Raw genomic sequence first — 25,574 nt, 5'->3', positions numbered from 1 at the left:
GTCAGGAGCTGAGCACGTTTAATCGAACGGTTAAAAACACTCTTGCCTGCTTGATTAACTCCACATACTTGGAAGATATTTTTTGCGAGATCAATTCCTATTAGTGTAACTTTCATTTTGGACACCTTTTGTTGTTATTGAACGTGCAAATTCAATATGGCGTAAATGACGCCTACTTCACAAGAGGTGTCCATCCCATCATCCTTGGATGCTCGACCGCCCCGTCCATGGGGCGGACGGTCGTCTCGCAAATCACCATGGCTCACCTTTTTAGCGTTAGTGTAATCTGTAGATTTAAAAGCCTTACGCTGCACGCTTTTGGACAAAAGCTAGCTAGTGCTTAAGCTCTAAACTTTACGATAGTCATTATCATTACTAATGATCATCTTAAGAAAGCGGGTTTATGTTCACTAAGAGATGGATGGATCGCAGTTCATTACCCTAACCAGAAGGTTTAGGCTAGGCGTTCTAAATGAGCCGCCCTGTGCGGAGCCGCATGCAGAGGGGCTGGAGGCTAGACACCTCCGGCTACTCGATTATACGGCTATATAGTAGTGCGCTATACAGTAACTTCTTCACAATTTTCGATATAATGTTGTATTTTCTCTACTTCAGCAGCATCATTCAAAAGTCGAACACAAATCAAATGTCTCTTAGCTCTTGAGCATGCAACATATAGTAATTTCCTTGATAATTCCTGCCTTGTAGGATTTGAATTTTTATTTTCAAAACAGCTAGAGAAATCATATCTTGTCCAATTAAACTCATCTAAAACTACGACAACATTCTCAATGCCAGTACCTTTGGTTTTATGCATTGTCATAAAATTACTGTCGTCATTTTCATACATGTAAAATGCAAAAATCTCTTCGAATTTTAAACTTCCCCCAAACAAGCCAGTATAAAAATCCTCAATTAGAATATCCCGCATGCGTTCATCAAATTGATCTTCAATAATGTCTTTTGATATTTTTGAATCTTTATTTTCATCAATATACTTGAACATCTGAGGTTTCGTATTATAACCATCAATTTTTAAGGTTTTAAAAGACTCTAAATATTTCTCGCTTGTAATTCGTTCAAGCTCAACTTTTTTACGATTTAGGTAAGCATTATGACTTTCAGATATAGAAATCACTTCTAAAGATATAGCTTCTATCATTACACCATATGCAGATTTATCGGAGTTCAACAAGCCGTTCAAAGCGATGTGTAAATCTTTTTTATCATTGCGAGTTTTAATTAAAAAACCTTGTTTCTTTAACAGTAAAATCAACCTGTTAAACGCTCTTTTATCTTTATTTGAACATTTAAATAGCTTTAGAATTTCACAAAGTTGACCAAACTGGAGTCGGTCAAGGTGCTTCTTCATCGTTTCTCGAGTATCACCATAACGAACATCAAATAAACGATATAAACTTCCAAAGTTAGCATCATGAGCAACTGACTTATTTGGAAGTTTCAACAGTACATGACTACCGATCTCTTTTTGTGCACTAGCTACAAGGGCTTCGAGTCTTCGATTGTATTCAATTTTATAATCATGCAATTTTTGTTCATAAACTTCTATTGCAGTTTGATATACTTCTTTTTCATCATCAGAGGCATTCTTTTTGGGCGCGCTTGGTTTTTTAGGTTTTTCTGGTTTAAATGCATAAATAAGTTTTGCTGAACCATCCCGATCTGCATCACTTTCCATTTCACCTTCAACTACTTTAAAAGCGACTTTTTGTTCTAACCCATCAGTTCTAAATTTGTTGGCGACCTTAATTACTTGAGGTGAACAACGGAAGTTATCTTCCTTTTCAATTAACTTTAACCTACCATCAGCAATTATTTCTTTTGCTGATCCTATCCCATCCTCATAGATAGCCTGCTCGCTATCTCCAAACAATCCTATAGTAATGCTGCTTTCATCAGGCGTGTCATAAATGAAACTTTGTATAATCTTCTCATCAGTATCCTGATATTCATCAATAAAAATAGCGTCATATTTATCTCTAACTATTTTTCCTAGGTTAGGATATTTCCCGAATAAAATAGATGTAATCTTGATAAGCCCATCATGCCCAAATGTCGCATTCTTGAAGCTATCGAAAGGGGTTTCATTATACTCAACATCAGTATGATGGTGCTGCTCTATAGATTCACGAATACGAGCATTTATATCTTCAATTTGGGTGTTTAGTTTTAAATTGTATTGTTCAGGGGCTTTATCGTAATCTTTCTTGCCGACGACCTTTTCTGTTTCTTCAGATAAGACTGTGAAACGCATGCTTTCTAAACGTTCATGAAACTTTTTAAACCGTTCGTGTTCCTCATTTTTTTGAACTTTATCATCGCCATTATATGTATCTAAGTCATTCCTATTAAATTCAGGTATACAAAACAGCTGGGGTAAGACAGTTAATAAGTTTTTCTTATAAGTTTTAATTAGAGTATTTAAGAATGAGTGAATGGTTGAAATCTCATACCCCGAGCCAACACGATCGGCGATCTCTTCAACCGCTTTATTCGTATGTGTTATACACACAATCTTTTTTTCAGGATAGTTATCTTCGCAAAACTGAACTGTTCGCTTTAAGGTTTCAGTTTTCCCGCTTCCGGCACCACCTTGAAGAACAAATGATTGCCCTGTTTCGATACAATTCTTTATTTGATCTAATGGAGACATCACTGGCTGATCCATTTTAGTCCCTCATTAATATATTTTGGTGTCACCCAAGTCATTTGATCCGTGAGAGCCATATAAAGCAAAGATGCTGCAAAGTCAGATTTTTTAGCTAACACTGTATCAGTCAGAACATAAATATTAGCTGTCTCTACATCTTGGAGCTCTTTTTTGTTTTTTAGACCTAATAACTTATCGCTCATATTTTTTATTTCGAGCTTATTAGAGTTCATAAAAGCATCTTCGAAGGATCTAGCATGGTAGCCGTTCTCTTCACTTTGATAAACAATATAAACATTCTGAGAACGCGATTTTTGTTTTTCTTGTTTTAATTTTTGAAACCACTGTGAGAACTCTTCTTCCTCTTCTATCGATGGTGCCGAGAAAAAATATTTTAATGTTTCGTTACTCGTATGAGTTGATTCATCAACAGGACAAGCTGGATAACTAGTCGATTCTTTATCGTTATTATCTTTTTTAGTTTCTTTTTTCGTACTGTCCAAATCAGTAATTATTAAAGATTTAATGCCAATAAATTCTAGAAATGGAGCGAATGCTTTAGCATTTGCTCCAGCTTCAATAACTGATATGTTCTGTTGAGCAATTTTTGCTTTTTCATCTTTACAGTTTTTATCAAACTCCTTAATGAATAACGGCAGTAACATTCTTTCAGTTGTTCCTTCAATGAAAATAGCCTTATCTGCAAAAAACAATTCAGCATTTTGAATTTTTAGGTACTGCTCTAAGAATTGGTATGATTTTGCTCCATCTTCTACTTTGGAATATTGGCTAGCTAGATCTGTATGAAAGTTTTTGAACGTAACATTATCATCATTTTTCGCAAGATAACGGATATCTTTGAACTCTGAGTTTGATACAAGGTAAGACGAGTGCGTAGAAATAATAGTCTGCAATACAAAAGTTCCTCCTACCAATTCTCTTATTTTTTTCGAGAAAACAGACTGCATTTGTGGATGAGTATGTGCCTCAGGCTCCTCTATCAGTAGTAAATTTATATCAGCCAGAGAGGCTTCAAAATCTTTTTTAGCTATCTCTACTTTAAGTAAAAGATAGAGAATGTTGAGATAACCAAGTCCATTTAGATTTTCAGGCAAATGATCATTTGTTGTTCCATAGATAATTTTTGAAGAATCTTTTATTAGTGCACTCGCTTCAATATCGGAAATAACTTTCAAACCATTCAAATTTAAAAAAGTAGATGAATTAGATAAAAATTCACTGAATACAGCTGCATACTGTTCTTCCAAGCCCTGATCGATTGTAATTAGAGCATTCCTAATATTATCTAGACGGCCATCATCAGAGTCATCAAGTTTTTTAAAGAATTGTGTAGTAACGGAAGATAATGGACTTTTTCCTGTCTCATCAGAACTGGCAACATTCCTTTTGGCATGAATAACCTGAAGATTTAATATTTTTCCAACATTTTTAAAATCTTTTTCTACTAGCTCTCCTCGGTTCTCTAAATAATAAGGCTTCTCTCCTTCATAACCGAAGTCATCATAGGCGTAGATGGAGGTATTAATAAATTTACTAATGTTTTTTTCAATAAAAATACGTTTTTCTATCTGAAATTTCCCTTCTTCAGCACCTTCCTTAATTTTTGGAATACGCGAAATAAGGACATCTTTATCTATTTTCGCTTCAAACAAAATATTGATAGTCGTTCTGTCAGGGTCCAAATCCAGCATAAACTCAGAAATATTTTCTAGGTTGTCGCCATCTGAATACTCTATACATATATTTAATCGTATGCTCAGCTCATCAATATTTGTTTCTTCTGAGATGTTATGTAATTTCTCCCGTAGGGAAACAGGAAAGTCACTATAATTAAATGATGGGTTTGATTTTGTTAGAAATTTTTCTAATAAGACGACAAATGACGTTTTCCCTGTATTGTTTTTGCCAACAAGTAATGTCAATCCATCAGTCATATCTAAGGAGCTACTTTGCAATAACCTAAAGTTGTTGACTTCAAATTTCCTGATTATCATTATTACCTTCCAAGATTGGTGGAACAGATGTTATAAACTTCAGCTTTCATAACCGACATGCTTAAATTGTTATTATTTAAATCCTCAACGTCCATCGAGACTAGAAGACTTGCCACAAAAGATAGGTCGTACGCCCTGTTAAGAGGCTAAATATATGTTGAGGAACGAAAAAAGCCAACTGTATTTTGTCCTGCTTTAACAGCTTGCTATGTGCCTAGACCTCAAATAGTTGTTGAGGACTCATTGATGACCAATTCATGCTTTTTAAAGCTTTTAATGGCTTGAGGGATTTTAACCCCTTTAGTGGTTTTAAGGATTTAAGACCTTTTAATGGTTTGAGTGCTTGTAATGGTTTCATTGGACCGCCATTTGAACCTTGTGTAAACAAGATAACACCACCACGATGATCCCATATATTTCCATTTTCAAAAAAGCCTAAATGAACGCCTGAAAATGAATAAATAGAATCCCCATCAATGAATGCTATTGGCGCACCGCCAAAGGTAAATATTGTATCTCCATCATCACAATATGCATAAGGCTGACCTGATGAATCAAAAAAATCTAACGACATAACTTATCTCCGAGTGAGTGGTGGCACATAACGTCTTAGTATTTGTTCAACAGCTTATTGAATCGCTACTCAATAAACTGCTGCCTAAAATTTTACTTACAGCAACTATGCCACGCTAATGCATTGAAATGATGTGATAAAGTTAACATCACTTTCAGAAAAGTTGAATAAGTCCCACGCAAAACAGAACAAGTTGATGTAGAGGTCTCTACAACAACTTATTAAATCATAAAAACATTCTATTAATTACAAAGGTGTAGGAAGTTAATCGAGTATAAAAAACCAGTTTTTCGATCTCTTTTCTCACGGATTACCAGCGTGAAATTATAACTGTATATTGATCTAGTATTTTAAAGTCAGATCTGAGTGCCAAGACATTAGAAAATATAAGGCGCTATTTAGTGTTATCCGGTGCATCAGTTTCTCTCGCTAACGAATAATGGGGCAATAGCTTTTTAGCTAAACGAACAGCAGAAGTGTTAGTTAAGATTGGCATTGTTGTACCAGTGACCGTTGGCGGCATGGATGCCGCCGTCGAGCCTCAGGGATGCTTATTTTGAAAGAAATAGACGGCGAGTCACTGGGGAAGCAATGACAATTCATGCTGCAAACGGACGACAAAATTATCTTGTTTTGGGGCAATAGCTTTTTAGCTAAACTAACAGCAGAAGTGTTAGTTAGGATTGGCATTGGTGTACCAGTGACCGTTGGCGACATGGATGGCGCCGTCGAGCCTCTGGGATGCTTATTTTGAAAGAAATAGACGGCGAGTCACTGCGGAAACAATGACAATTCATGCAGCACAATTGACGATACAATTATCTTTCTTTGGGGCATAAGAGAGTTAACAGCAGATGGCTGCTATTGGCAGAAATCAGAAGGTCTAATGTAGATATTCCATCCGTAATTATCTTCGGTTTTTTAGTTTACGCTGTAACCAGTGCCGTTTTAAGCGCTGTGGTTTCCTGTGGTGTTAGTGGCCGCATTTGCCCTTCTTGTAACTCACCAGATGCTAATTCGCGTAAATTCAGCGCCATTATGGCGATGCGCTCAAGATCGATAACGCGATATCCGAGTGCCTTAGACATACGCCGAATTTGTCGATTTAATCCCTGAGTCAGTACGATTTCAAAGCTGTCCGAACTGAGGCGGCGGACTTGGCAGGGCAGGGTTTGCAGGTCTTTATAACGCACTCCACTGGCCATTTGTTCAATAAAATCATCTGCGAATGGCCTATCGAGGCGCACATGGTAGGTTTTGCTGTGGGCAAAACTGGGGTGCATCAGTTTATGGGTCAGCTCACCATCGTTAGTTAACAGCAACAGGCCGCGGGAATCCTTATCGAGCCTGCCGACGGGATAGAGTCTTGGTGCTTTGGGAAGCAGGTGTATAAGGCTCTCTTCATCTTGCTCAAGCAGACGGCAATCCGTGCCCACAGCTTTGTTAAATACCCAATAGGCGAGCGTTTCGGCTTTAGTGATAGGTGCGCCATCAAGCTCAATACTGTCGAGGCAGTTTAATGACTCGTCCAAACAGATGGGATCTGTGTGGCGGGCGATACCGCCATTGAGTGTGATGCGCCCAGCCTCAATCAAACGGCAGGCTTCACGGCGTGAGCCTATGCCACACTGGGCGAGGTATTTTGCTAAGCGCATGGATTACCCTAAAGTATTTGGCGTTCTTGGGCGCGATGATACAGTATTTTTGATAGGCGCCGCATTGCAAAGGCTAGGCTTAAACACCAAATAATACTCAAGTTAGTTTGGAGCCACATATTGGCTGAAACAGTACAAAAGTGTGTTTGGGGCACACAGGGAGGGAAATCCAATATTGTCCAATCTAATTGCAGGGTTAAACTCACGGCACTACAAAAGCTGATCAGGCTCAAATAGAACAGTGGCTTTGGGCAAATAAACCGAGGCACTATCCCCGCTATAATCACAAGGCTGTGTAAGATGAGGGTGCTTAATAGATAACTCGTTGAAACTATTCTGTGTATGTTCAAAAAGTTAATAGGGAATATTCCCATTAAAATCACAGAGACTCCTACCCAAGCACCTGTAAGTGCTATGCATTGGCTAAACGTATCTAGTTTTAGTAAGTAGAGCCCGGTCATTGAAATGAGTATGCAGAGCCCGGCAGCTAATAAGCTTAAATTAAACACATAAGCGAGGGGTGAATTGATATAGTTACCTAAAAAATCAGCTCGTATTTGTAAGACTTGAACTCCAACATTTTGATATTCAGCATAAATAGCAATTAATACTCCAGAAGCACTAATAAAGGCTGCGCCTACAATCAACCATGTAATAAGACGATGTAGATCGTAATAACTTGGTTCTTGGTGATAAAGAGGATTCATGGAGACTAAAAATATACTGACGGGATATGACCACATTGAATGCGGTAACTTGCCTGAATTGTTTAATGAAGGCAAGCGAGTTGATGCTTTTTCGTCAAAAGAGGGCTTTAAAATGACAAGGAACGCCTAGTGCGTTCCTTGTCATAAACGTTAGATTTTACTCATGCGACTCAAATATCATTTAGTGTCGTTTGCGGAAAATTACAATCGCAACAGCCACTACGGCTAAAATCATACAGTACCAAGCGTGTGATACCGCTGCTAATGGCGTGATGCTAAAGGTCGATGCGATCAGTAGGGCTTGTGCGCCATACGGGATCAAACCTTGGATAATACAGGCGAAAATATCGAGTATGCTGGCGGCACGTTTCGGACTCACGCCATGCTTCTCTGCTAAGTCTTTTGCAATATCCCCCGTCACCACGATAGAAACCGTGTTGTTAGCCACACAAGAGTTAGTCACTGCGACTATACCTGCCATGCCTAGCTCAGCAGCGCGGCATGAAGCTTCACCTTGCGCCTTGGAGAAACGAGTGATCAGCTTTTCAATCTGTTTACTCACAAAGGCAAGACCACCTTGCTGCTGCATGAGTGCGGCTAAACCACCCACTAGCATAGATAGAATGAAAATCTCCTGCATATTGCTAAAGCCAGCATAAATATCTTTACCGAATTGGATCACGCCGTAATCCATAGTAAACAGGCCGGTTGCGCCCGCTAATAAGATACCTAAGGTTAAGACCACAAATACGTTCAGACCTGCCACAGCTAAGATCAAAATGGTCAGATAAGGAATGACCTTAATAAGATCGATATTCTGTGTTGCTAATTCTGCTTGGCCTTGTCCGGCAAATACAAAGGCGATTAAAGTTAGCAGTGATGCGGGGATAGCGAAAATCAAATTTTCACGAAATTTATCTTTCATATCACAGCCTTGGGTGCGCGTAGCTGCAATGGTGGTATCGGAAATAATCGACAAGTTGTCACCAAATAGGGCGCCAGACATCACGGCTCCCGCCATCAGTGCATAGTCGATTTGCGCTTGGTCGGCTACGCCTAGGGCGATTGGAGCGACAGCCGCGATTGTCCCCATAGAGGTTCCCATGGCCGTTGCGATAAAAGCGGCAATCACGAAGAAACCAGGTAGTAACAGGTTCGATGGTATTAACGATAAACCAAGAGCAACAGTAGCATCGACGCCGCCAGTGGCTTTCGCGACTGCAGCGAAGGCGCCTGCAAGTAAGTAAATTAAACACATTGCAATAATATTGCTGTGACCAATACCGCCAATAAAGGTATCAATCGATTGATTTAATTTCTGTTTTGATAAAATCAACGCCAGAATGATTGCAGGTAAAATAGCGATAACGCTGGGTAATTGATAGAAGGCAAAGTCGACACCTTGGCTTTGGAAATACACACCCGCGCCAATGAAAAGACCAAGGAAAACAAATAATGGCAACAGGGCAATAAAAGATGCCGGGCTGTGCTGTGCTGCTGTTGGATTGCTCAAATGTTATCTCTCTTTCGCTTAGGGTTTTTCCGCAGGATCCTTGGCAGTCAAACTCGCTTAAATTCAGTGTTGCCTCGGCATCGTATCCTAGCAACTTGAGGCAAAGCATATTTGATCCCTGATAACCTGTCAATTTAGACGTCTAGATGTTTTTACTTCCGCTGTGATCGCTAGGTTATTAATAGGTTGTATAAGATGAAAACTAGTCTTTATTTTAATTACTAATCAATATCTTACCTGTTTTCATTTAGATTGAGTTAGAGGGTTTATATCTGATTTAGCGTGTATTTCAACTGAACGGAATTGCATGAAATTTAAGCGAATGACTGGTGTGATGGAGTAAGCCGGCTATTTATTGCTCCATTTAGTGTGAGTTGTTGGTGGGTAAGCCAGCATAAATAACGTAAATGATGAGTGGCATTAATCAATAGGGCTCATTTGGGGACGTATTGACTTAGTTCGCTTGTGCAGCGTTGTGATAGCAATGATACGTCAAATAACTTTAATAAAACCTTAATAAGCAATCTATTGTTTTTAAATGTAAAACAGTTTCAAGCATCTAAAATCCCCATAAAAACTAATGGCAACAATTTGTATTGAAGTAGAGACTTTAATAGAATCCGCACAAATTATGTTAATTACTATTAGTGCTTTGTTTAAATTTAACTGGATGAAGCGTTTATTGCTGATCCCTCAGATCTTCCTACTACAGTGGGTATTATCATGATACGTCGCGCTAAGCCATTACTCGGAACGCTGGTGGAAATCGCTGCCGAGTCACTGCCAAATCAAAGCGGTGAGGTACAACTTAAAGATAAAGCATTGGAAGCGGCGATTAGCGTGGCTTTTTCGCGTGTGACCCATATTGGGCGGTTGCTGAGCTTCCATCAACAGGACAGCGAGTTAAATCAGTTAAATCGGCAGCCGGGAATTTGGGTAACGTTAAGCCAAGATAGTTTACGAGTGCTCAAGTTGGCTAAGGGGCTGGGCAAGGCGAGCAACAACTTATTCAATTGTACCGTTGGCGGCGAAATGATGTCTCGCGGCGCTTTGCCTGCTTACCTTGGTATGCCATTGTTATTGCAAGGTGACTGGCAAGATATTGAAATAAACGGTAATCAAGCGCGATTAGCTAGACCGCTAATTTTAACCTTAGATGGTATAGCTAAAGGTTATGCGGTCGATATGGCAGTGAGTGAGCTGCGTCGCGCTGGCGTGAGCGGAGGTTGGGTCAATGCGGGTGGCGATTTAAAAGTTTTTGGCAGTGCATCTTTAAATGTAGTGTGCCGCGGTCCATTAGGAGCGAGCCAAAAGCTCTGCGTTAGCAATATGGCGCTCGCCAGCTCAAGGGTCTCACAATCCTTAAGTCATGATTACCCTGCACTATTACTGCCAACTGGCAATGTTGCCGATACGAACGTCGATGCTGAAAGCGAGCGTATTGTTAGTGTGAGAGCCTCTTTTGCTTGGCGCGCCGATGCGTTAACGAAAGTCGCAGGCTATCTTAATCCCGACTTGGCCGCAGAAAAAATTGCTCACTTGGGTGGTCAATTAGTCAGTTTTGATTGATGTATCTTTTGCCTGTTTTACAGCTTTTGCAGATGATTGAATTAGAAATTCAATCATTACTGTGAGTTAACATTAAGCAGTTAGTACTGTTATTCGCACTTTAACGGGTGAATCGATACAACTTGGGTTTCGTTACCGTTATTTGCAACTTGCATACGGTTGTGGGCTTTTATTGTCTTCAAGCTTTGCTTGGTATTATTTCCATTAAAAAGAGTGCCCATATTGGGCACTCTTTTCGTTTCAATAGCTTATCGCTAACCATGTGTCGTTAGTCATTTATCTTAAGCGACTTTAAATCGCGCAACTTCTTTTTGTAGGTTGCTGCAAATGGCTTTAGTGTTGACGACTATTTGCTGCGTTTCTTGGATCACTAAGTTGCAGTATCTTGTTTTATCGGATAATTCGGTCAAGTTACGATTAATTTCTTCGGTCACATGGGTTTGCTCTTCGGTCGCAGTCGCCGTTTGAGTGGACATCTCACTGACCTTAGAGGTGGAGTTTAGAATTTCATCTAATGCATCTTGGGTCTGGCTGGCGAGGGTGACGGTTGATGTGGTCAGGCTAGCTCCCGATTCAATGCTTTTAACCGCATCATTTACACCGCGTTGCAACTCTTCAATCATGCGCTGAATATCTTGGGTTGAGGTTTCGGTACGACTCGCCAGTGTACGTACTTCATCGGCAACTACGGCAAAGCCGCGGCCCTGTTCGCCAGCGCGCGCCGCTTCAATGGCCGCGTTAAGGGCAAGGAGATTAGTTTGCTCAGCGATTGAGCGGATCACATCAAGCACTGAGGCAATATTGGCAGAATTGACTGAAAGTTTTTCAATAACTGTCACGGCATTTTTAACTGATTCAGACAGTTGCTGAATATGATTAACGGACTGGGCGAGGATATTCTTACCCTCTACTGTTTGGTCATTCACCTTAGTGATTTCGGTGGCAGTATGAAGAGCGTTACTGGCGACTTCTCTTACGGCTGCACTCATTTCATTTACTGCTGTGACAATAGTATCGACAAACTGCTCTTGTTCATGGCTGATGTTGATTGTGGTGGCTGACTTAGTTGCAAGACTTTCAACGGTTTGGCTCACATCTTTAGTTTGACCAATAATCGAGATGACCATTTGCTGTAGCTGCTCTACAAATAAGTTAAATGCATGGGCGAGCTCGCCGATTTCATCCTGACGTGTGATAGGGATCCTTTGGGTTAAGTTACCGTCACCATCGACAATGTCATTGATCCTGCTAGTGATATCTTCAATTGCATTGACTATGATTTTAGGGCCGAAGTAGGCAATCAACAGCGCCACAATGGCAACTAAGCTTGCTATCGTTAAGGATATTTGGGTTTGGGTGGTTGCCTGTTCCGTTGCTTGTAAATCTAGCTCTTTTACTCTGTTATCGGCGGCTTCGCCCGCGGCATTGTAGATATCTCTTAATGCCTTAAATTCTTGCTTGGATTTGGTTTCGTGGAGTTGTTTCGCGCGTTCAAAATCATTACTTTTGACGGCATTAATGACCTCTGATGAGGCTTGATACCAGAGAGAAAACTGCGCCTCAAAGCCATTAGTTGATTGCAGTACTTGCAGGTGATCTGTAAGGATTTTTTTAAATTCGCCCATTCTGTCACGGGCTTGATCGACATTCTCTTGCCAGTTATCAATCTCACTTTTGCGATTATCGGCAGATAATTCTTCCCTCAATAACACTTCTTCACTTAGCTGCGCTTGATAAAGGTCGCGATCTGCATTGAGAATTGCCGAAATTGCGGGATTAAATAACTGACTAAATTCCTGCATCTGTTTCACTGTAGCACGGCTTTGCATAGCGTCGGTGACCGCCATGACAATGAGGGCTGTCGCCATAATGGCAAACATCAGTGAAAACTTAACGCGAATACTGTTAAACATAGGACGATCTCCATTAATAACTTAATAAATAGCTTAGTCGTTATTTATAGAATTGCCTTTGCGTGCAGCAGATTGCGATGGGATTTTGTACGCATTGAAATAAGCGAAACCGCCTTGGTCACTATTACCAAGGCGTTGACGCATTACTTTGGATTATTCAGGACAAGCTAGGGTAGGGATGACTTTAGGCTTAGGTTTTATCTGCACTAGCATGACGCCAATGATGACCATAGAACCGCCAATATAATGATAAATGGCTAAGGTTTCATCTAGGATGATGGCCGCCAGTATAGCCGCAATAATAGGCATTAAATTAAAGAATACGCTGGTGCGATCGGCGCCGAGTTTGCTTATGCCATTGATCCAAGCCCACGGCGCTAAAAGTGAGGCAGCGATAGCAGCGTAAAGTATCAGTGGTGCTGATTGGGCACTGATCGCCATGCTGGGACTCGTAAACAGCAGTGGCGTTAGCATGAATACGGCTATGAGTCCTTGAATATAAACCGATTCCCAAGTCGGTAGTGGCAGTTGCCAGCGTTTCAGTAATACGCCATAGAGCGCATACACAAAGGCGCTAAAGAGCAACAGTAAATCACCTTGGGTCACGCCGATGGCAAGGTTCATCATATCGCCGTGACTGAGCATAAAAATCAATCCAAATAGCGAGATTAAGGTGCCACCAAAGGCTAACGGTGATAATTTTTGCTTGAGTAATGGCACGGCTAAAAACAGACTGATCATAGGCACGAGAGAGGTGATTAATGCCATATTTGTTGCCGTGGTGGTTGCCGCCGCAAAATAGGCCAGACTTTGGTTTAGCACCATACCTAACAAAGCCAAAGTAGCGAACTTAGGTAACAAAGGTAGTATCACTTGGCGTTTTTGCCAGACGCGACTTGCGACAAAGGGGGTTAACAATAACATAGCGAAAAACCAACGGTAAAACGCTATGGCTTCAGGATCGATAATCCCAAATGAGAGCTTGTTGACTATCGAATTGCCCGCCCAAATTAATACGGCCAACAGGGGAAACAAATACAGCATGGTCTTGCCTTTAGGTACTGGCTAAAGTGACAGGCCTTAGCTTATGGCTTATCACTTGAGCATCCAGATAATAGATTAGTGGCTATTATCCATGGTCGGTTATGATATAAATATCGCTTATCAGACAAGGTCAGTTCCTCTACGGACAAGCGTAATCTGGGTTAGCGATTTCGTTTGAGTTTTTTGGATCACCATAGCTTTGAGGGCATCAAAATGCGCACGGTTTACCATCCGCTCACGGCAGAGCAAGAGCCTGCTGCAGATATCTTCTTCAACTATGAAGCTTTCCTGCCAAATACGGTAACGCCAAAACATCAACATATTTGGGGGCAACTGCAGTTAATCAGCGGTGGAATTATGGAGTTACATGCTGCAGGGCAACGGTTTTTATCGCCGTCACAATATGCGATTTGGGTTCCTGCGGGGATAGAACATGAAAGTTATACTCGGCGCAGTATTCATTATTGCTCGATGAATATAGTTGCCGAGCGAGCTGCGGCTTTTCCCATAGAGACTTGTCTTTTAGCCGTAACATCCATTGCCCAATCGATAGTGAACGATCTGCGGGAGCGGCAAGTCACTGTGGCAGAAACTGCGGCGGATAAGCGACTGGTTGAGGTTTTGCTCGATCAGCTGACCTTGGGTAAAGCTCTACCGCAATTTCTGCCCACAGTCTCAGATAAACTGTTACAGCCGTTGTTGCTGGCACTTGAAGCCGACCCTGCGAGTTCGAAAACCTTTAAATCTTGGGCCAGTGAATTACATACCACAGAGCGTACCTTAGCTCGTCGCTGCCAAGAGGTTCTGGGAATGAGTTTTACTGAGCTAAGACAAAGGCATAAGTTTATCTATTCCTTACAACTATTACGTCAGGGACTTGCGATCAAAGAAGTGGCATTGACGCTCGGCTATAACCAAACTTCGCCTTATATCGTGATGTTTAAAAAATATGCTCAGTGCTCACCTGAGCAGTATCGCCGCCGATTGTGATTGAGTGGCTGATGGAGCAAGGCTTAATAAAGGCGAGATAATGAGATCCTATGCGAAAGTCGCGCTAGATGATGCACTAAAAATATTGGGGGAAACTGTGAAATAAGATAGGGTGCTAAAGTATTAACACCCTATTTTCGGCCTATTTAAAGAGAGGATTTAAGGTTTTTTACAGAGTTAGATAAGTTAGTCGGAAGCCTTTTGGCGGTTCCGTTTATCTTGACGCTTCTCTTTTAAGGTTTTCATTGGCGGTTTTTTGTTTTTTTCTTTACTCATAGATATAAACTCCAAAGTGAAGGTTACTATCCGAACCCGCGCCGCAAATCGGTTTCGATAGTTGGGCTCAATTTTTTATTTCAGGCTTTAATTGAGACGGTTTATTTATAAAGAGTATAAAAATAAATTTAACGATTGAGGCGCCGTGCTAAACCTCTTAACCCCTTTGCTGTTTACTCTAAAGCGCTGCCATGACTTATACGTAAATAGTTGCAAAGAGTCGTTAATTGTAGTGTTAAACTTATCTAAAGTGTCTCTTTAATAAATATCGCGGCCAGTTAATGACTTCAAAATAACATTCCCTCTTATTATATTTTGTTGAAAATGCCGCTATAAGCCACCGCTAATAGCGAGTTCAAAGCATGTTGCCACTGAATTGAACATGCTCTATTTTAAAATGCTTACAACCTTATAATCATATCTTTAAAATTTTCTGAAATGTTATCAAGTAGCAATACTCAATAGCCATTTACAAAAAGTATGCCCAAATGATTTTTTCCTATACAGACTTTTTAGGTTGTTTTTTCGTTAAACTGACATCTTTAATCATAAACAGAACTGGTTTGCCTAAAATGCTCACCTCTGCCAGTTCGCCCTTTGATAACCCAAGTAAGCTGACGCCTAAATCTGATATGACAGAGAAACGTCCTGCACTGGGTTTATGCCTTGGTGGATACACGAGTTCAATTTGGTACTCTTGCTGATCCTGCAGATTAACTAAGTGAATTTCTCGTCCCACAGTCACTTTATCACTCGTCGTATCATGCTTTAGCTGCTCAAGCTTACTAATCACGCCTGCCAAAGCCGTTGGGCGTAGAGAGGCATTAAAACTGTTTTGTAAATAATAGGTTTCAGTTTTTAGAATAAAATTCTGGAAAAGACTACTAAAAAAAGAATATGCCATTGCCGCCTCTGAAATAACAAAGTTAAAATATAAGCATAGAAATTAAAATGAGTATTACTCTGTGCTTATTTCACAAGAAGTTATAATTCTGCCGAGCGCGAGTGACGCTCGGCTTAGACTGGGAATTTGAGCGAGAGGCGGATTGAGCTTACTGAACTAGATGTGTTAGCTAACACATGGGAAAATAGTGATGAAAATGCAGTGCTAAACATAGTGTTACATCTCCAGTCAAAAGTTGATATTCGATTGATTATTTATTTTTTGTATATCGATTTAGTATATCGGCCTTGCTGTTAACTAAATCTTGCCATTAACTAAATAAGTAATTGCTTGGCTGATACCATAGGTCAAGTAAAAATATAAAGCAAGCCTAACTAAGCTAATCTTGCTGAATATACTGATAACAGTAAAACTGGATTTAACATTGTTTTAACTTTGCCATGTTGGGGCTAGTCTTCGTCAATTTAATGCTAGCACTCGTAAAGTAAACTGAGCACTTGTTAATTTGGCTGAACTGAAAGCCAAATTAATTCAACCATTGAATGTTCTAGTGCATTGTTGCTAGATGCTATGGGCACTAACTGAATTAAGCCTTAATATAAGCTTCTAAAGTCAATATTTACTTAGGTTGTTAAGCCCGCACCTTTTAAAAGTATTTTGATACACATAGAGACGAGGAACAGACAGCTTACGCTTGTACACCAAATCAGCACTAACCAGCCGAGTCGATAGGCGAGGGATTTCGTTTGGGTCGTCATGTTGATCTCCTGCATATGTAAAGTCATCTAAAGTGAATCAGCGACCTAAGCCAAGTTAGCTTAGGTCGCGTTGTGGGAAGCCTCTTTTACCTGAGTCATGGCTAGTGATAGCCTGCATCCTTGGTTACTTTGCCGCGGAACACGTAGTAGCTCCAAAAGGTATAAACCAAAATCAGCGGGATGATCATCAGGGCGCCGACGAGCATAAAGCTTAGGCTGCTGTCGGGGGCAGCTGCCTGCCAAAGGCTGATGTTGGGGGGAATAATGTGCGGCCAGATACTGATCCCTAAGCCACTAAATCCTAAGAAAATCAGCCCTAGAGTGAGTAGGAATGGCTGATAGTTATCATCACGATTTAGGGATTTTATCAAGGCCCAACTGCAGGCTAATACCAGTATTGGCACTGGGGCGAAGTAGAATAAATTCGGTAAACTAAACCAGCGCAGGGCAATATTGGGTTGCACAAAAGGCGTCCATAAACTGACTAAACCTATGGTCATCAACAGGCATAAGGTCAGTGCTCTGCCGAGTTGTTGCATGGTCGTTTTAAGCTCGCCTTGGCATTTTTTTACTAACCAAGTTGCGCCGAGCAGAGCATAGGCCAGCATAAGGCCAAAACCGCAGAAAAGTGAGAAGGGCGTTAACCAATCGAAACTACTGCCGCTAAATTGTTGGTTACTCACCGAAATGCCAGAGATAAACGCCCCCAGCACTACGCCCTGTGAAAAGGTGGCCGTGATAGAACCGAACATAAACGCTTTATCCCAGAATGGTTTAGCTTCTGCGCCCGACTTAAATCTAAACTCAAATGCCACGCCGCGAAAAATCAATGCCAGCAGCATGATGAGCAGCGGTATGGTTAGTGCTTCGAGCACTATGGCATAGGCGAGGGGAAAGGCACCGAGCAGACTAGCGCCGCCGAGCACTAACCAGGTTTCATTACCATCCCAAACGGGGGCGACGGTATTGACCATAATATCCCTGTCGTCCTCATCGTGAATGAAGGGAAACAGTATGCCGATGCCGAGATCAAAGCCATCCATCACGATATACATTAAGGTGGCAAAAATGATGATCCCGAACCAAATCAAGGGTAGATCGAATTCCATGGTGAGCCCTTAAATATGCTTAAGATTGAATAAGTAAAACTAGATTCATTTACTTTAAAATTAATGGCTTGTTGCCGCGATATCTGGCCCTTTGCGGATGAGTCGCATCATATAGCGATAACCAACGCCGAAGATGCCACAGTAACTGACGATGAAAATCCCTAGGCTGATACTCAGGTGGGTAACGCTGTGGGAAGACACGGCATCCTGCGTGCGCATCAACCCTTGGATCACCCAAGGTTGACGGCCAAGCTCGGTGGTAAACCAACCCGCTAGTGTGGCGAGCAATCCGGCGGGGCCGAGCACGAGTACAAATCGCAGAAAGTGTTTGTTGCTGTAGAGGCTGCCTTTGCGCCTGAGATAAGCGCTCCACAGTCCAGCAAAAATCATCAATAAGCCTAAGCCGACCATGAGCCTAAAACTCCAGAACACTAACAACACATTGGGTCTGTCCTCGGCGGGATACTCAGTCAAGGCTGGCACTTGTTTGCTTAAATCATGCTTTAAGATCAGGCTCGCGAGCCCTGGGATTTCGAGACTGAAGTGGTTTTTCTCTGCGTCCATATCGGGAATCGCAAACAAGATAAGCGGTGTGGGTTTGTCACCCTCATTACGCCAATGGCCTTCCATCGCCGCCACTTTTACAGGTTGATATTCAAGGGTATTTAAACCATGAAAATCACCAATCACAGCTTGCAACGGCGCGACGATTAACGCCATCCACATCGCCATAGACAACATCTTACGGATCGCGGGTGTATCGTTACCTTTGAGTAAATGCCAAGCCGCCGATGCGCCCACAAAGAAAGCCGACGAAATAAACGCCGCTACTGTCATATGGGCTAAACGATAGGGAAATGAAGGGTTAAACACTATCTGAAACCAATCCACAGGAATGACGCGATTATTCACAATTTCAAAACCTTGGGGCGTCTGCATCCAGCTGTTTGAAGCTAAGATCCAGAAGGTTGAGATAATAGTGCCCGTGGCGACCATACAAGTGGCGAAGAAATGCAGGTTTTTGCCTACCTTCTGCTGACCAAATAGCATGACCCCCAGAAAACCCGCTTCGAGGAAGAAGGCGGTGAGGACTTCATAGGTGAGTAGCGGCCCAGTTACGCTGCCCGCGAAGGCGGAAAAAGCACTCCAATGGGTACCAAATTGATAGGCCATCACTATGCCTGAGACCACTCCCATGCCGAAGTTAATGGCAAAAATCTTCGACCAAAATTGATAGAGTTGTTGGTAAACCTCATTCGCCGTTTTCAGCCATAAACCTTCTAATACCGCCAGATAGGTGGCGAGGCCGATAGTGATGGCAGGGAAAATAATGTGAAAAGAGATGGTAAAAGCAAATTGGATCCTAGCGAGTACTGTGGCATCAAAATCAAACATAATTTCCTCGAGCGATAGGCATTTCTCGTTACAAAGGCATTGATCTAGTCGCGTTCACTGAACCCTATATTGGCTCGGCGGTGAAAGCTTGTGTGCTATTAGACCATGGGATATGCTGGCTATAACAGGCACAGAATATCTTGATTGAGCTATAACAGATGACGAAGTACGAGCAGTTAGCGCAGGAATTAAAGACACGAATAGCCCAAGGTGTTTGGCAGGCGGGGGACAAGTTGCCGTCGCTGCGTCAAACTGTGGCCGATTCAGGCTTGAGTCTGATGACAGTGCTCAATGCCTATCAGTTATTGGAAAGCCAAGGTGTGATCTCGGCGCAGGCTAAGTCTGGCTATTTAGTGGCGCCAAAGCCGGAATTAATCGCGCGGCAGGGAGAAGCCTTTCGTTATCCCGAGCGACAAAAGCCGATTTATCTTTCCGATAGTGTGGATATTAATGAGTTTGTCTTCAATGTTCTGCAGGCTTCAAAGCAGGCGGACATAGTGCCCTTTGGCTCAGGATTTCCCGATCCTAGTTTATTCCCGCAACAAGCACTGGCGCGATCTTTGGTTAAGGTGACTCGGCACATGTCACCTTCTTTTGCCGCCGATAATTTACCGCCAGGAAATGCGGGACTGCGTAAGGCTATTTCCCAACGTTATGCCAAATTAGGCATGAGCATTTCGCCCGACGAAATCATCATTACCTCGGGTGCCATGGAGGCGCTGAATTTGAGTTTAGCGACCCTGACTCAAGCGGGTGATTGGGTTGTCATTGAATCACCGACCTTTTATGGTGCGATGCAAGCGATTGAACGGCTTAAACTCAGAGCGATTGCGGTTGCTACCGATCCACAACAGGGGATTGATCTTGAGGCGCTGGCTGAAGTGTTAAATACCTATCCAGTGAAAGCCTGCTGGTTGATGAGCCAACATCAAAATCCCTTAGGTTGCAGCTTATCGGATGCTAAAAAACAGGCGCTTTATCAGTTACTAAACGAGCATAAGGTCAGTCTGATTGAGGATGATGTTTATCAAGAACTCTATGTTGATTCCAGCGCGCCAAGGCCAGTAAAAGCCTTCGATACCGAAGGACGGGTGTTGCACTGCGGCTCATTTTCTAAGTCTTTGATTGCTGGTTATCGTGTCGGCTGGGTTGCGGCGGGATGCCATGCACCGCAGTTACAACGCTTACAAGTCATGTCGACGTTATCGACTAGTGCGCCGATGCAGCTCGCCATCGCCGATTTTATTCAGTCGACGCAATATGAACGGCATTTGAAACAGTTACGTAAAAAGTTAGCCAGCCGTAAATTGGCCATGTATCAATTATTGTGCGCGCATTTGCCCGAATCTGTGGGGGTCAACTTCGCGCAGGGCGGCTATTTTCTCTGGTTAGCGCTGCCATCACACATGGACGCTACACAAATTTATTATCAGGCGATTGAGCGTGGGATCAGTATTGCACCCGGAAATCTCTTTAGTAATCAGGTCGAATTCTGCCATTTTATGCGTTTGAATGCCTCATACGAGTGCTCGCCAGAGATAGTCTCTGCGGTCGTGGTGCTGGCCGAACTTATCCACAACAATTTGCGCCGAAGTTAAAGGCTGTGGTTAAAAAGTTTTAGACTTCTAGATGTCTATCTGTTAGCTTGTTGAACATGCACAAATCTTGTGCAATTCTCTATGTCGATTGAATACTGGGCTGCTACGGATAAGGAAGGGAAAATGAAATTAGAGTCACTGGCATTACACCATGGTTATGAGTCAGAAGCGACCACGAAGGCGGCCGCAGTACCTATCTATCAAACCACCTCTTATACTTTCGATGATACCCAGCATGGTGCTGATTTATTTGACTTAAAAGTCGCTGGCAATATTTATACGCGCATCATGAATCCTACCACTAGCGTGCTAGAGCAACGTCTGGCGGCCATTGAAGGCGGCATAGGTGCGCTGGCCGTGGCATCGGGTATGGCGGCGATTACCTATGCGATTCAAGCCTTGACTCAAGTTGGCGATAACATCGTCAGTACCAGTCAGCTCTATGGCGGCACCTATAATCTGTTTGCCCATACGCTGCCGCGCCAAGGCGTTGAAGTGCGCATGGCGGCCTTCGATGATTTTGAAGGCCTCGATGAGCTGATCGATGACAAAACTAAAGCCTTGTTCTGCGAATCGATTGGTAATCCGGCTGGCAATATTGTCGATTTACAGCGTTTAGCCGAGATTGCCCATAAACATGGCGTGCCTTTGATTGTCGATAATACGGTCGCGACTCCAGTGTTATGTCGCCCCTTTGAGCATGGCGCCGATATCGTTATCCACTCTTTAACTAAATACATTGGTGGCCATGGAACAACGATTGGTGGGGTGATTATCGATTCAGGCAAGTTCGATTGGGTGGCGAATAAGGAAAGATTTGCCTTACTTAACCAAGCCGATCCTTCCTACCACGGCGTGGTTTATACCGAAGCCTTTGGTCCTGCTGCATTTATTGGTCGTTGCCGTGTAGTACCGCTGCGTAATACCGGCGCCGCACTGTCACCGCACAGCGCATTTTTACTGTTGCAAGGCCTTGAAACCTTAAGCCTTAGAATGGAGCGCCATTGCTCAAATGCCTTGGCATTAGCGGAATATCTGGTGCTGCATCCGGCGGTCAGTTGGGTGAACTACGGCGCCTTGCCAAGCAGCCCTTATCAGGATAATTGCCACAAGATCACTGGCGGAAAAGCTTCTGGAATCATCAGCTTTGGGATTAAAGCGGCCACAGCAGAAGAAGGTAAGCGTGCTGGCGGACGTTTTATCGATGCACTGCAGATGATCCTGCGTTTAGTGAACATTGGGGATGCTAAATCCTTGGCCTGTCACCCTGCGAGTACCACGCACAGACAGCTCGATGCCGATGAACTGGCAAGGGCGGGCGTGTCTGAGGATCTTATCCGTATCTCGGTTGGGATTGAGCATATCGACGACATCATTAACGATGTGGCGCAGGCGCTCGATAAGGCACTGGTGAGCAAATAGCTCGTATCGAATAGTTCATATTAAATAGCCGATACCTCATCGCTTTATTAAATCGTTAACAGTAAAAAGCCGCCATCGATTCAATTCGATAGCGGCTTTTTTAGTGCTTTAAAAACGATGTTAATCTTGCTGCAGTCGATTTCTCGCCTTCTGATAGAAGTAAGAAACAGTCAGCAAAATAACCCCGATCAGCATAAAGGCAATCACCTTTTGCACTAGCTCGAAGGACGCCATATCCAGTAATAGCACCTTGAGCGTCGATAAGGTAAATAGCCCAGCAGCGAGGCGGATCATATCGGCATTTTGTGGTTTTAAGCTGATAAACATCAACACACTGCCATGGATAACCAATAAAATCGCGCTGAGTGGGGCGGCAATAATGTTATCGAAGCTATAACTCCACATGAAGTAACTTAAGGCGAGTAACAGATGCCAACCCCACTTAAGTCCTTGTAAAGGTAAGATGCGTCTATGTAAGCGTATTGCTGCACCGTGCTGCAAGATAAGCCTTGCTAGGAGCGCCAGTGATAAAAACTCGATTAACATAAACGAGGCATTATCACGATTAAGCCCGAGTGTTAGCTCAAAATGCAACATGATGGGCAGCAGGGCTAAGCCTAACGTTAGGCCATAGGCGAGATGATAGCTTTCCTTTATTGCGGCTTGGATTTCGGCTGCGAGGGGGAATTTTGCGCTATATGAGGTTTGGCCTACAGATGCCTGACTTACACCTCTCAGGCTTAAACCTCTTTGGATTAGCAATGCAAAATAACCACTTAAGGCTAATGCTGTCATGGCTATTCCTACTAGCTCAGAATGATTAAAGCCATAAACGATCACGGCCAATACCAGTGCAAAGTAATAAGTGCTCAATTGCCATTGTAGTTGCAGTAAGGGGCGCCAATGCTCGGGTAATTGGTGATAACGAAGCAGTGTGAAGCCCATAAAGAGGGCGCCAACGGCTAGCGCCGCGAGTCCTTGCCAAGCGTGAATAAGGCATAGCGAGGCTGTCATCAGAACCGCTAGCCAAGTGAGGATTTTGGCTTCTATATTCAAACTCTTATGTTTAACAAAGTAGGCTAAACCTAGGCTCATAAAGGTGCTCAGCCAGAGTGCAATAGCGGTATATTCCCAATGGTTGCGGATGACTTTGGGCAGCAGAATAAGCGGCAGCAGCAAATAGCAGAAGATTTGCATCGTATAAGCGGCTTTGGCAAATAAGGCATCTTTATAGTGGTGACGATACCAATAATGGGCCAAGAGTAGGGCGATAAATAACTCAAACCGTGCCAGTTTTGCCATAAGCGGTTGGGCACTAAAGCTAAAACTGCCTGTGAGCGTTATGCCTTCAACAACCTTAAACAGCAGCGGCAATAGTAAGAGCCAAGCAGCAAACTCGCTGAGAACGAGTCTGTCCTTTGCGCTCAAATACAGCAGTAATAGGCTGACCAGTGGCAAGATGGCGAGGTAGTAATCGCTGCTCAGAAGATAAGCCGCGAGGATAATTGTCCCTACATAAAAACCGCTTAATAGCTCTTTTAACACTCTGTTTAGCTGACTTTCTAGGGTCGAAAGTAACGTATGATGGAGTGTTAATAGCCGAATCACTAAGACTAAGGCGGCGCAACTTAAGGCCAGTGCTAACAGTGGAAAGCCAAAAGCTGACAAGGGAGAAATTGGCGCCCCATCGGTAAAGCTTGATTCTAAAAGGCTCATGCCCGTCAGTACACTAGACGCATTGAGCCCTAATCCCATCAGCAGCAATACATAGGCTTCGGCGCGAACGGAAATCAGTTCTTCTTTGGTGCCAATCCACAAGAGTAATAAGGCTTCGAGCAGTAATACTAATCCAAGGAAATCGTGGCTGAGTAAATACAGTGCGGCAAATCCCGCAAAACTCCCTGCAAAGACTAACAATAAGCCGTTGCGGGCTTTTTCTAGGTTGCCTGTGCGCTTCCAATAGAGGGCTGCGCAAATCAGTGCGTTGGCCGCAAAGATTTCCCCTGCGAACTCAGTAAATTGCGTCAACTCTAATAACACAAAGGCGAGCAATGCTATCGGTAGGGCGAGTATGCGATGGCTCAGAGCATTATGTTTTTCATCATGATGGGTAAACGGTTTGGTAAATAGTAGGCCTGTGATGCCGTAGAGATAAAAGAACGCATTAATACTGATAAGCGCGAGCAGACTGACGCCGCCAACGTCACTGAGTGGCAATTCAATGAAATGGCTAAAAGCTTCGATGCAGCCTATGTGCAGCAGGGCGGTGATTTCCAGTAGCAGCGGCCACTTAAGTTTGCGACTCTGGGCAAGGGCGCCGGCACCAATAAGCAGTAAATAAGGCAGATACAATAGCGGCGCATAGCTTTGGGATAACAGCATCATAGGCGCGGTCGAGCCACCGACTAAGGCGATCACGGCGATCACTTTGGCATCTAAGCGCATCGACAGGCCATAACCCGCCAAAGTGATCAATAACAGTAAGATAAAACTCGCGCTATTGGGAATTAACTCAAAATACGGCCCAATAAAGTACGCGCAGAGATAATTAAGTATGAGTCCGAGTCCGACAATACCTGAGCCAAAATCCGCCATACCCGCGCGTTTTTGGCGAATAAAAATCCCGCCGGCTATGATAGCGTTCGCGCTGGCAAACCCGAGTAGCGCTTTGCCAAGTTCTGAAAACCAATGGTTGATTGAATATTGCAGTAAATAACCAAAGCCTAAGGTCAGGGTGATGATCCCTGCGACAGTCATTAAAAAGACAGGTCCTAATCCCTTAGCCTGATAATGATGGTAGAAAGATTTGACTTGCTCGTTGACTGCCGCAAAGGGGGCCATGACGGCCGCGAGTCCTTGGGATAACAACTCATCAAATTGACTCGCTGCTTGCACGCTTGCCTGCAATTTGACTTCATCACTCAGCTGTTGATTTTGCGCTTGAGAAAGGTGTTCGGTTTTAGCGGTTTGTTCCGTCGGGGTATTTTTCGTTTTTCTTTGCCAAGGGTCTTCTTGCCAAGATTCTGCTGGTATAGGGCCTTGCTGCCATGGGTTGGGTTCTGCTGGGGCTGGTTCTACGGAAGCTGGCTCAAGTGTTGGTGTTTGTGCCGCATAGGTTAATGGGAGCGTGTCTTCAGCCGCAATTTGCTGACTTAAGGTCTCGAGCTTAGTGGAGAATGCTGCTAATTGACGACCGAGCGAAGATTGCTGCGATAAATGCAGCGATTGTAACTGTGCCAGCTCAGCTTTTAGTTGGGCAACGTCATCCTTTAACGGCATATCTCATTCCTAAGTGTTTAAGTGCTTAACTCATAAACCTTTGTCGGCAAGAAGTGTACTTGTATGTGTATTTTTCGGCTAGTTGTTGTTGATTTTTAGGAAATCTCCGACTGCGATTGTTTCCAACATGTCATTGCTCAGCATAAAAAGAGCCCTGTATAAAAAAGAGCCAAACATTGCTG

Annotated in this window: 19 protein-coding genes and 1 pseudogene; 5 read left to right on the top strand and 15 right to left on the bottom strand. The window is 43.0% G+C overall.

The window, feature by feature from the left end:
* From L5L91_RS19055 to L5L91_RS19035, 5 genes and pseudogenes are all read right to left on the bottom strand, one after another.
* Nucleotides 1-116 (bottom strand): annotated as a pseudogene (locus tag L5L91_RS19055) (IS110 family transposase); the annotation flags it as partial.
* A gap of 443 nt (nucleotides 117-559) precedes the next feature.
* Nucleotides 560-2,689 carry an ATP-dependent helicase gene (locus L5L91_RS19050; RefSeq protein ID WP_263237443.1) on the bottom strand — a complete coding sequence of 710 codons (2,130 nt, stop codon included), beginning with the start codon at nucleotides 2,687-2,689 and terminating at the stop codon, nucleotides 560-562.
* The gene (locus L5L91_RS19045; protein ID WP_263237441.1) at nucleotides 2,674-4,686 is read right to left on the bottom strand and encodes an ATP-dependent nuclease; all 2,013 of its coding nucleotides are present in this window, start codon (nucleotides 4,684-4,686) and stop codon (nucleotides 2,674-2,676) included. The genes L5L91_RS19050 and L5L91_RS19045 overlap by 16 nt, the downstream gene beginning before the upstream one ends.
* Nucleotides 4,687-4,900: 214 nt before the next feature.
* Nucleotides 4,901-5,260 (bottom strand): 4-fold beta flower protein, encoded by a 360-nt coding sequence (locus L5L91_RS19040; RefSeq protein WP_263237439.1) that lies wholly within the window; start codon nucleotides 5,258-5,260, stop codon nucleotides 4,901-4,903.
* A 394-nt stretch (nucleotides 5,261-5,654) separates the two neighbouring features.
* Entirely contained in the window at nucleotides 5,655-5,783 is a 129-nt protein-coding gene (locus L5L91_RS19035; RefSeq protein ID WP_263237438.1) for a hypothetical protein, read from the bottom strand.
* A gap of 78 nt (nucleotides 5,784-5,861) precedes the next feature.
* Here L5L91_RS19035 and L5L91_RS19030 point away from each other — a divergent pair, with 78 nt between their 5' ends.
* Entirely contained in the window at nucleotides 5,862-6,014 is a 153-nt protein-coding gene (locus L5L91_RS19030; protein ID WP_173913141.1) for a hypothetical protein, read from the top strand.
* Between the two features lie 172 nt (nucleotides 6,015-6,186).
* Here L5L91_RS19030 and L5L91_RS19025 read toward each other — a convergent pair whose 3' ends face one another.
* The 3 genes from L5L91_RS19025 to L5L91_RS19015 form a co-directional block, all read right to left on the bottom strand.
* Nucleotides 6,187-6,915: a 23S rRNA pseudouridine(2604) synthase RluF gene (locus L5L91_RS19025; RefSeq protein WP_263237436.1), complete on the bottom strand. Its 729-nt coding sequence runs from the start codon at nucleotides 6,913-6,915 to the stop codon at nucleotides 6,187-6,189.
* Between the two features lie 8 nt (nucleotides 6,916-6,923).
* Nucleotides 6,924-7,622: a hypothetical protein gene (locus tag L5L91_RS19020; protein WP_317630182.1), complete on the bottom strand. Its 699-nt coding sequence runs from the start codon at nucleotides 7,620-7,622 to the stop codon at nucleotides 6,924-6,926.
* A 181-nt stretch (nucleotides 7,623-7,803) separates the two neighbouring features.
* Nucleotides 7,804-9,135: a Na+/H+ antiporter NhaC family protein gene (locus L5L91_RS19015; protein WP_105250033.1), complete on the bottom strand. Its 1,332-nt coding sequence runs from the start codon at nucleotides 9,133-9,135 to the stop codon at nucleotides 7,804-7,806.
* 723 nt (nucleotides 9,136-9,858) lie between these two features.
* Between L5L91_RS19015 and L5L91_RS19010 the strand changes: the two genes are divergently transcribed.
* A complete protein-coding gene (locus L5L91_RS19010) occupies nucleotides 9,859-10,704 on the top strand; it encodes an FAD:protein FMN transferase (RefSeq protein ID WP_263164250.1) in 846 nt (281 codons plus the stop codon).
* 281 nt (nucleotides 10,705-10,985) lie between these two features.
* On the opposite strand, the gene L5L91_RS19005 is transcribed toward L5L91_RS19010, so the two are convergent.
* On the bottom strand, nucleotides 10,986-12,617 hold the full coding sequence (locus L5L91_RS19005) for a methyl-accepting chemotaxis protein (RefSeq protein WP_173496925.1): 1,632 nt from the start codon (nucleotides 12,615-12,617) through the stop codon (nucleotides 10,986-10,988).
* 153 nt (nucleotides 12,618-12,770) lie between these two features.
* Entirely contained in the window at nucleotides 12,771-13,661 is an 891-nt protein-coding gene (locus tag L5L91_RS19000; RefSeq protein WP_028761579.1) for a DMT family transporter, read from the bottom strand.
* Between the two features lie 213 nt (nucleotides 13,662-13,874).
* Between L5L91_RS19000 and L5L91_RS18995 the strand changes: the two genes are divergently transcribed.
* Nucleotides 13,875-14,651 (top strand): AraC family transcriptional regulator, encoded by a 777-nt coding sequence (locus L5L91_RS18995; protein ID WP_263164248.1) that lies wholly within the window; start codon nucleotides 13,875-13,877, stop codon nucleotides 14,649-14,651.
* 775 nt (nucleotides 14,652-15,426) lie between these two features.
* Here the strand turns inward: L5L91_RS18995 and L5L91_RS18990 are convergent.
* The 4 genes from L5L91_RS18990 to L5L91_RS18975 form a co-directional block, all read right to left on the bottom strand.
* Nucleotides 15,427-15,831: a GreA/GreB family elongation factor gene (locus tag L5L91_RS18990; protein ID WP_212600402.1), complete on the bottom strand. Its 405-nt coding sequence runs from the start codon at nucleotides 15,829-15,831 to the stop codon at nucleotides 15,427-15,429.
* A 623-nt stretch (nucleotides 15,832-16,454) separates the two neighbouring features.
* A complete protein-coding gene (locus tag L5L91_RS18985) occupies nucleotides 16,455-16,589 on the bottom strand; it encodes a DUF2474 domain-containing protein (RefSeq protein WP_105250029.1) in 135 nt (44 codons plus the stop codon).
* Nucleotides 16,590-16,690: 101 nt separating this feature from the next.
* Nucleotides 16,691-17,698 carry a cytochrome d ubiquinol oxidase subunit II gene (gene cydB, locus L5L91_RS18980; RefSeq protein WP_105250028.1) on the bottom strand — a complete coding sequence of 336 codons (1,008 nt, stop codon included), beginning with the start codon at nucleotides 17,696-17,698 and terminating at the stop codon, nucleotides 16,691-16,693.
* 60 nt (nucleotides 17,699-17,758) lie between these two features.
* Nucleotides 17,759-19,093 carry a cytochrome ubiquinol oxidase subunit I gene (locus L5L91_RS18975; protein WP_011790509.1) on the bottom strand — a complete coding sequence of 445 codons (1,335 nt, stop codon included), beginning with the start codon at nucleotides 19,091-19,093 and terminating at the stop codon, nucleotides 17,759-17,761.
* Nucleotides 19,094-19,251: 158 nt separating this feature from the next.
* Here L5L91_RS18975 and L5L91_RS18970 point away from each other — a divergent pair, with 158 nt between their 5' ends.
* Nucleotides 19,252-20,691 carry a PLP-dependent aminotransferase family protein gene (locus L5L91_RS18970; protein ID WP_263164246.1) on the top strand — a complete coding sequence of 480 codons (1,440 nt, stop codon included), beginning with the start codon at nucleotides 19,252-19,254 and terminating at the stop codon, nucleotides 20,689-20,691.
* A 123-nt stretch (nucleotides 20,692-20,814) separates the two neighbouring features.
* A complete protein-coding gene (locus tag L5L91_RS18965) occupies nucleotides 20,815-22,113 on the top strand; it encodes an O-acetylhomoserine aminocarboxypropyltransferase/cysteine synthase family protein (RefSeq protein WP_263164244.1) in 1,299 nt (432 codons plus the stop codon).
* Nucleotides 22,114-22,233: 120 nt separating this feature from the next.
* Here the strand turns inward: L5L91_RS18965 and L5L91_RS18960 are convergent, their stop codons facing one another.
* A complete protein-coding gene (locus L5L91_RS18960) occupies nucleotides 22,234-25,392 on the bottom strand; it encodes a DUF2339 domain-containing protein (protein ID WP_263237432.1) in 3,159 nt (1,052 codons plus the stop codon).
* Nucleotides 25,393-25,574: the final 182 nt, after the last annotated feature.

The sequence above is a fragment of the Shewanella sp. SM55 genome (assembly GCF_025654025.1).
Taxonomy (GTDB): domain Bacteria; phylum Pseudomonadota; class Gammaproteobacteria; order Enterobacterales; family Shewanellaceae; genus Shewanella; species Shewanella oncorhynchi.
This window is presented reverse-complemented; position numbering and strand designations above follow the sequence as displayed.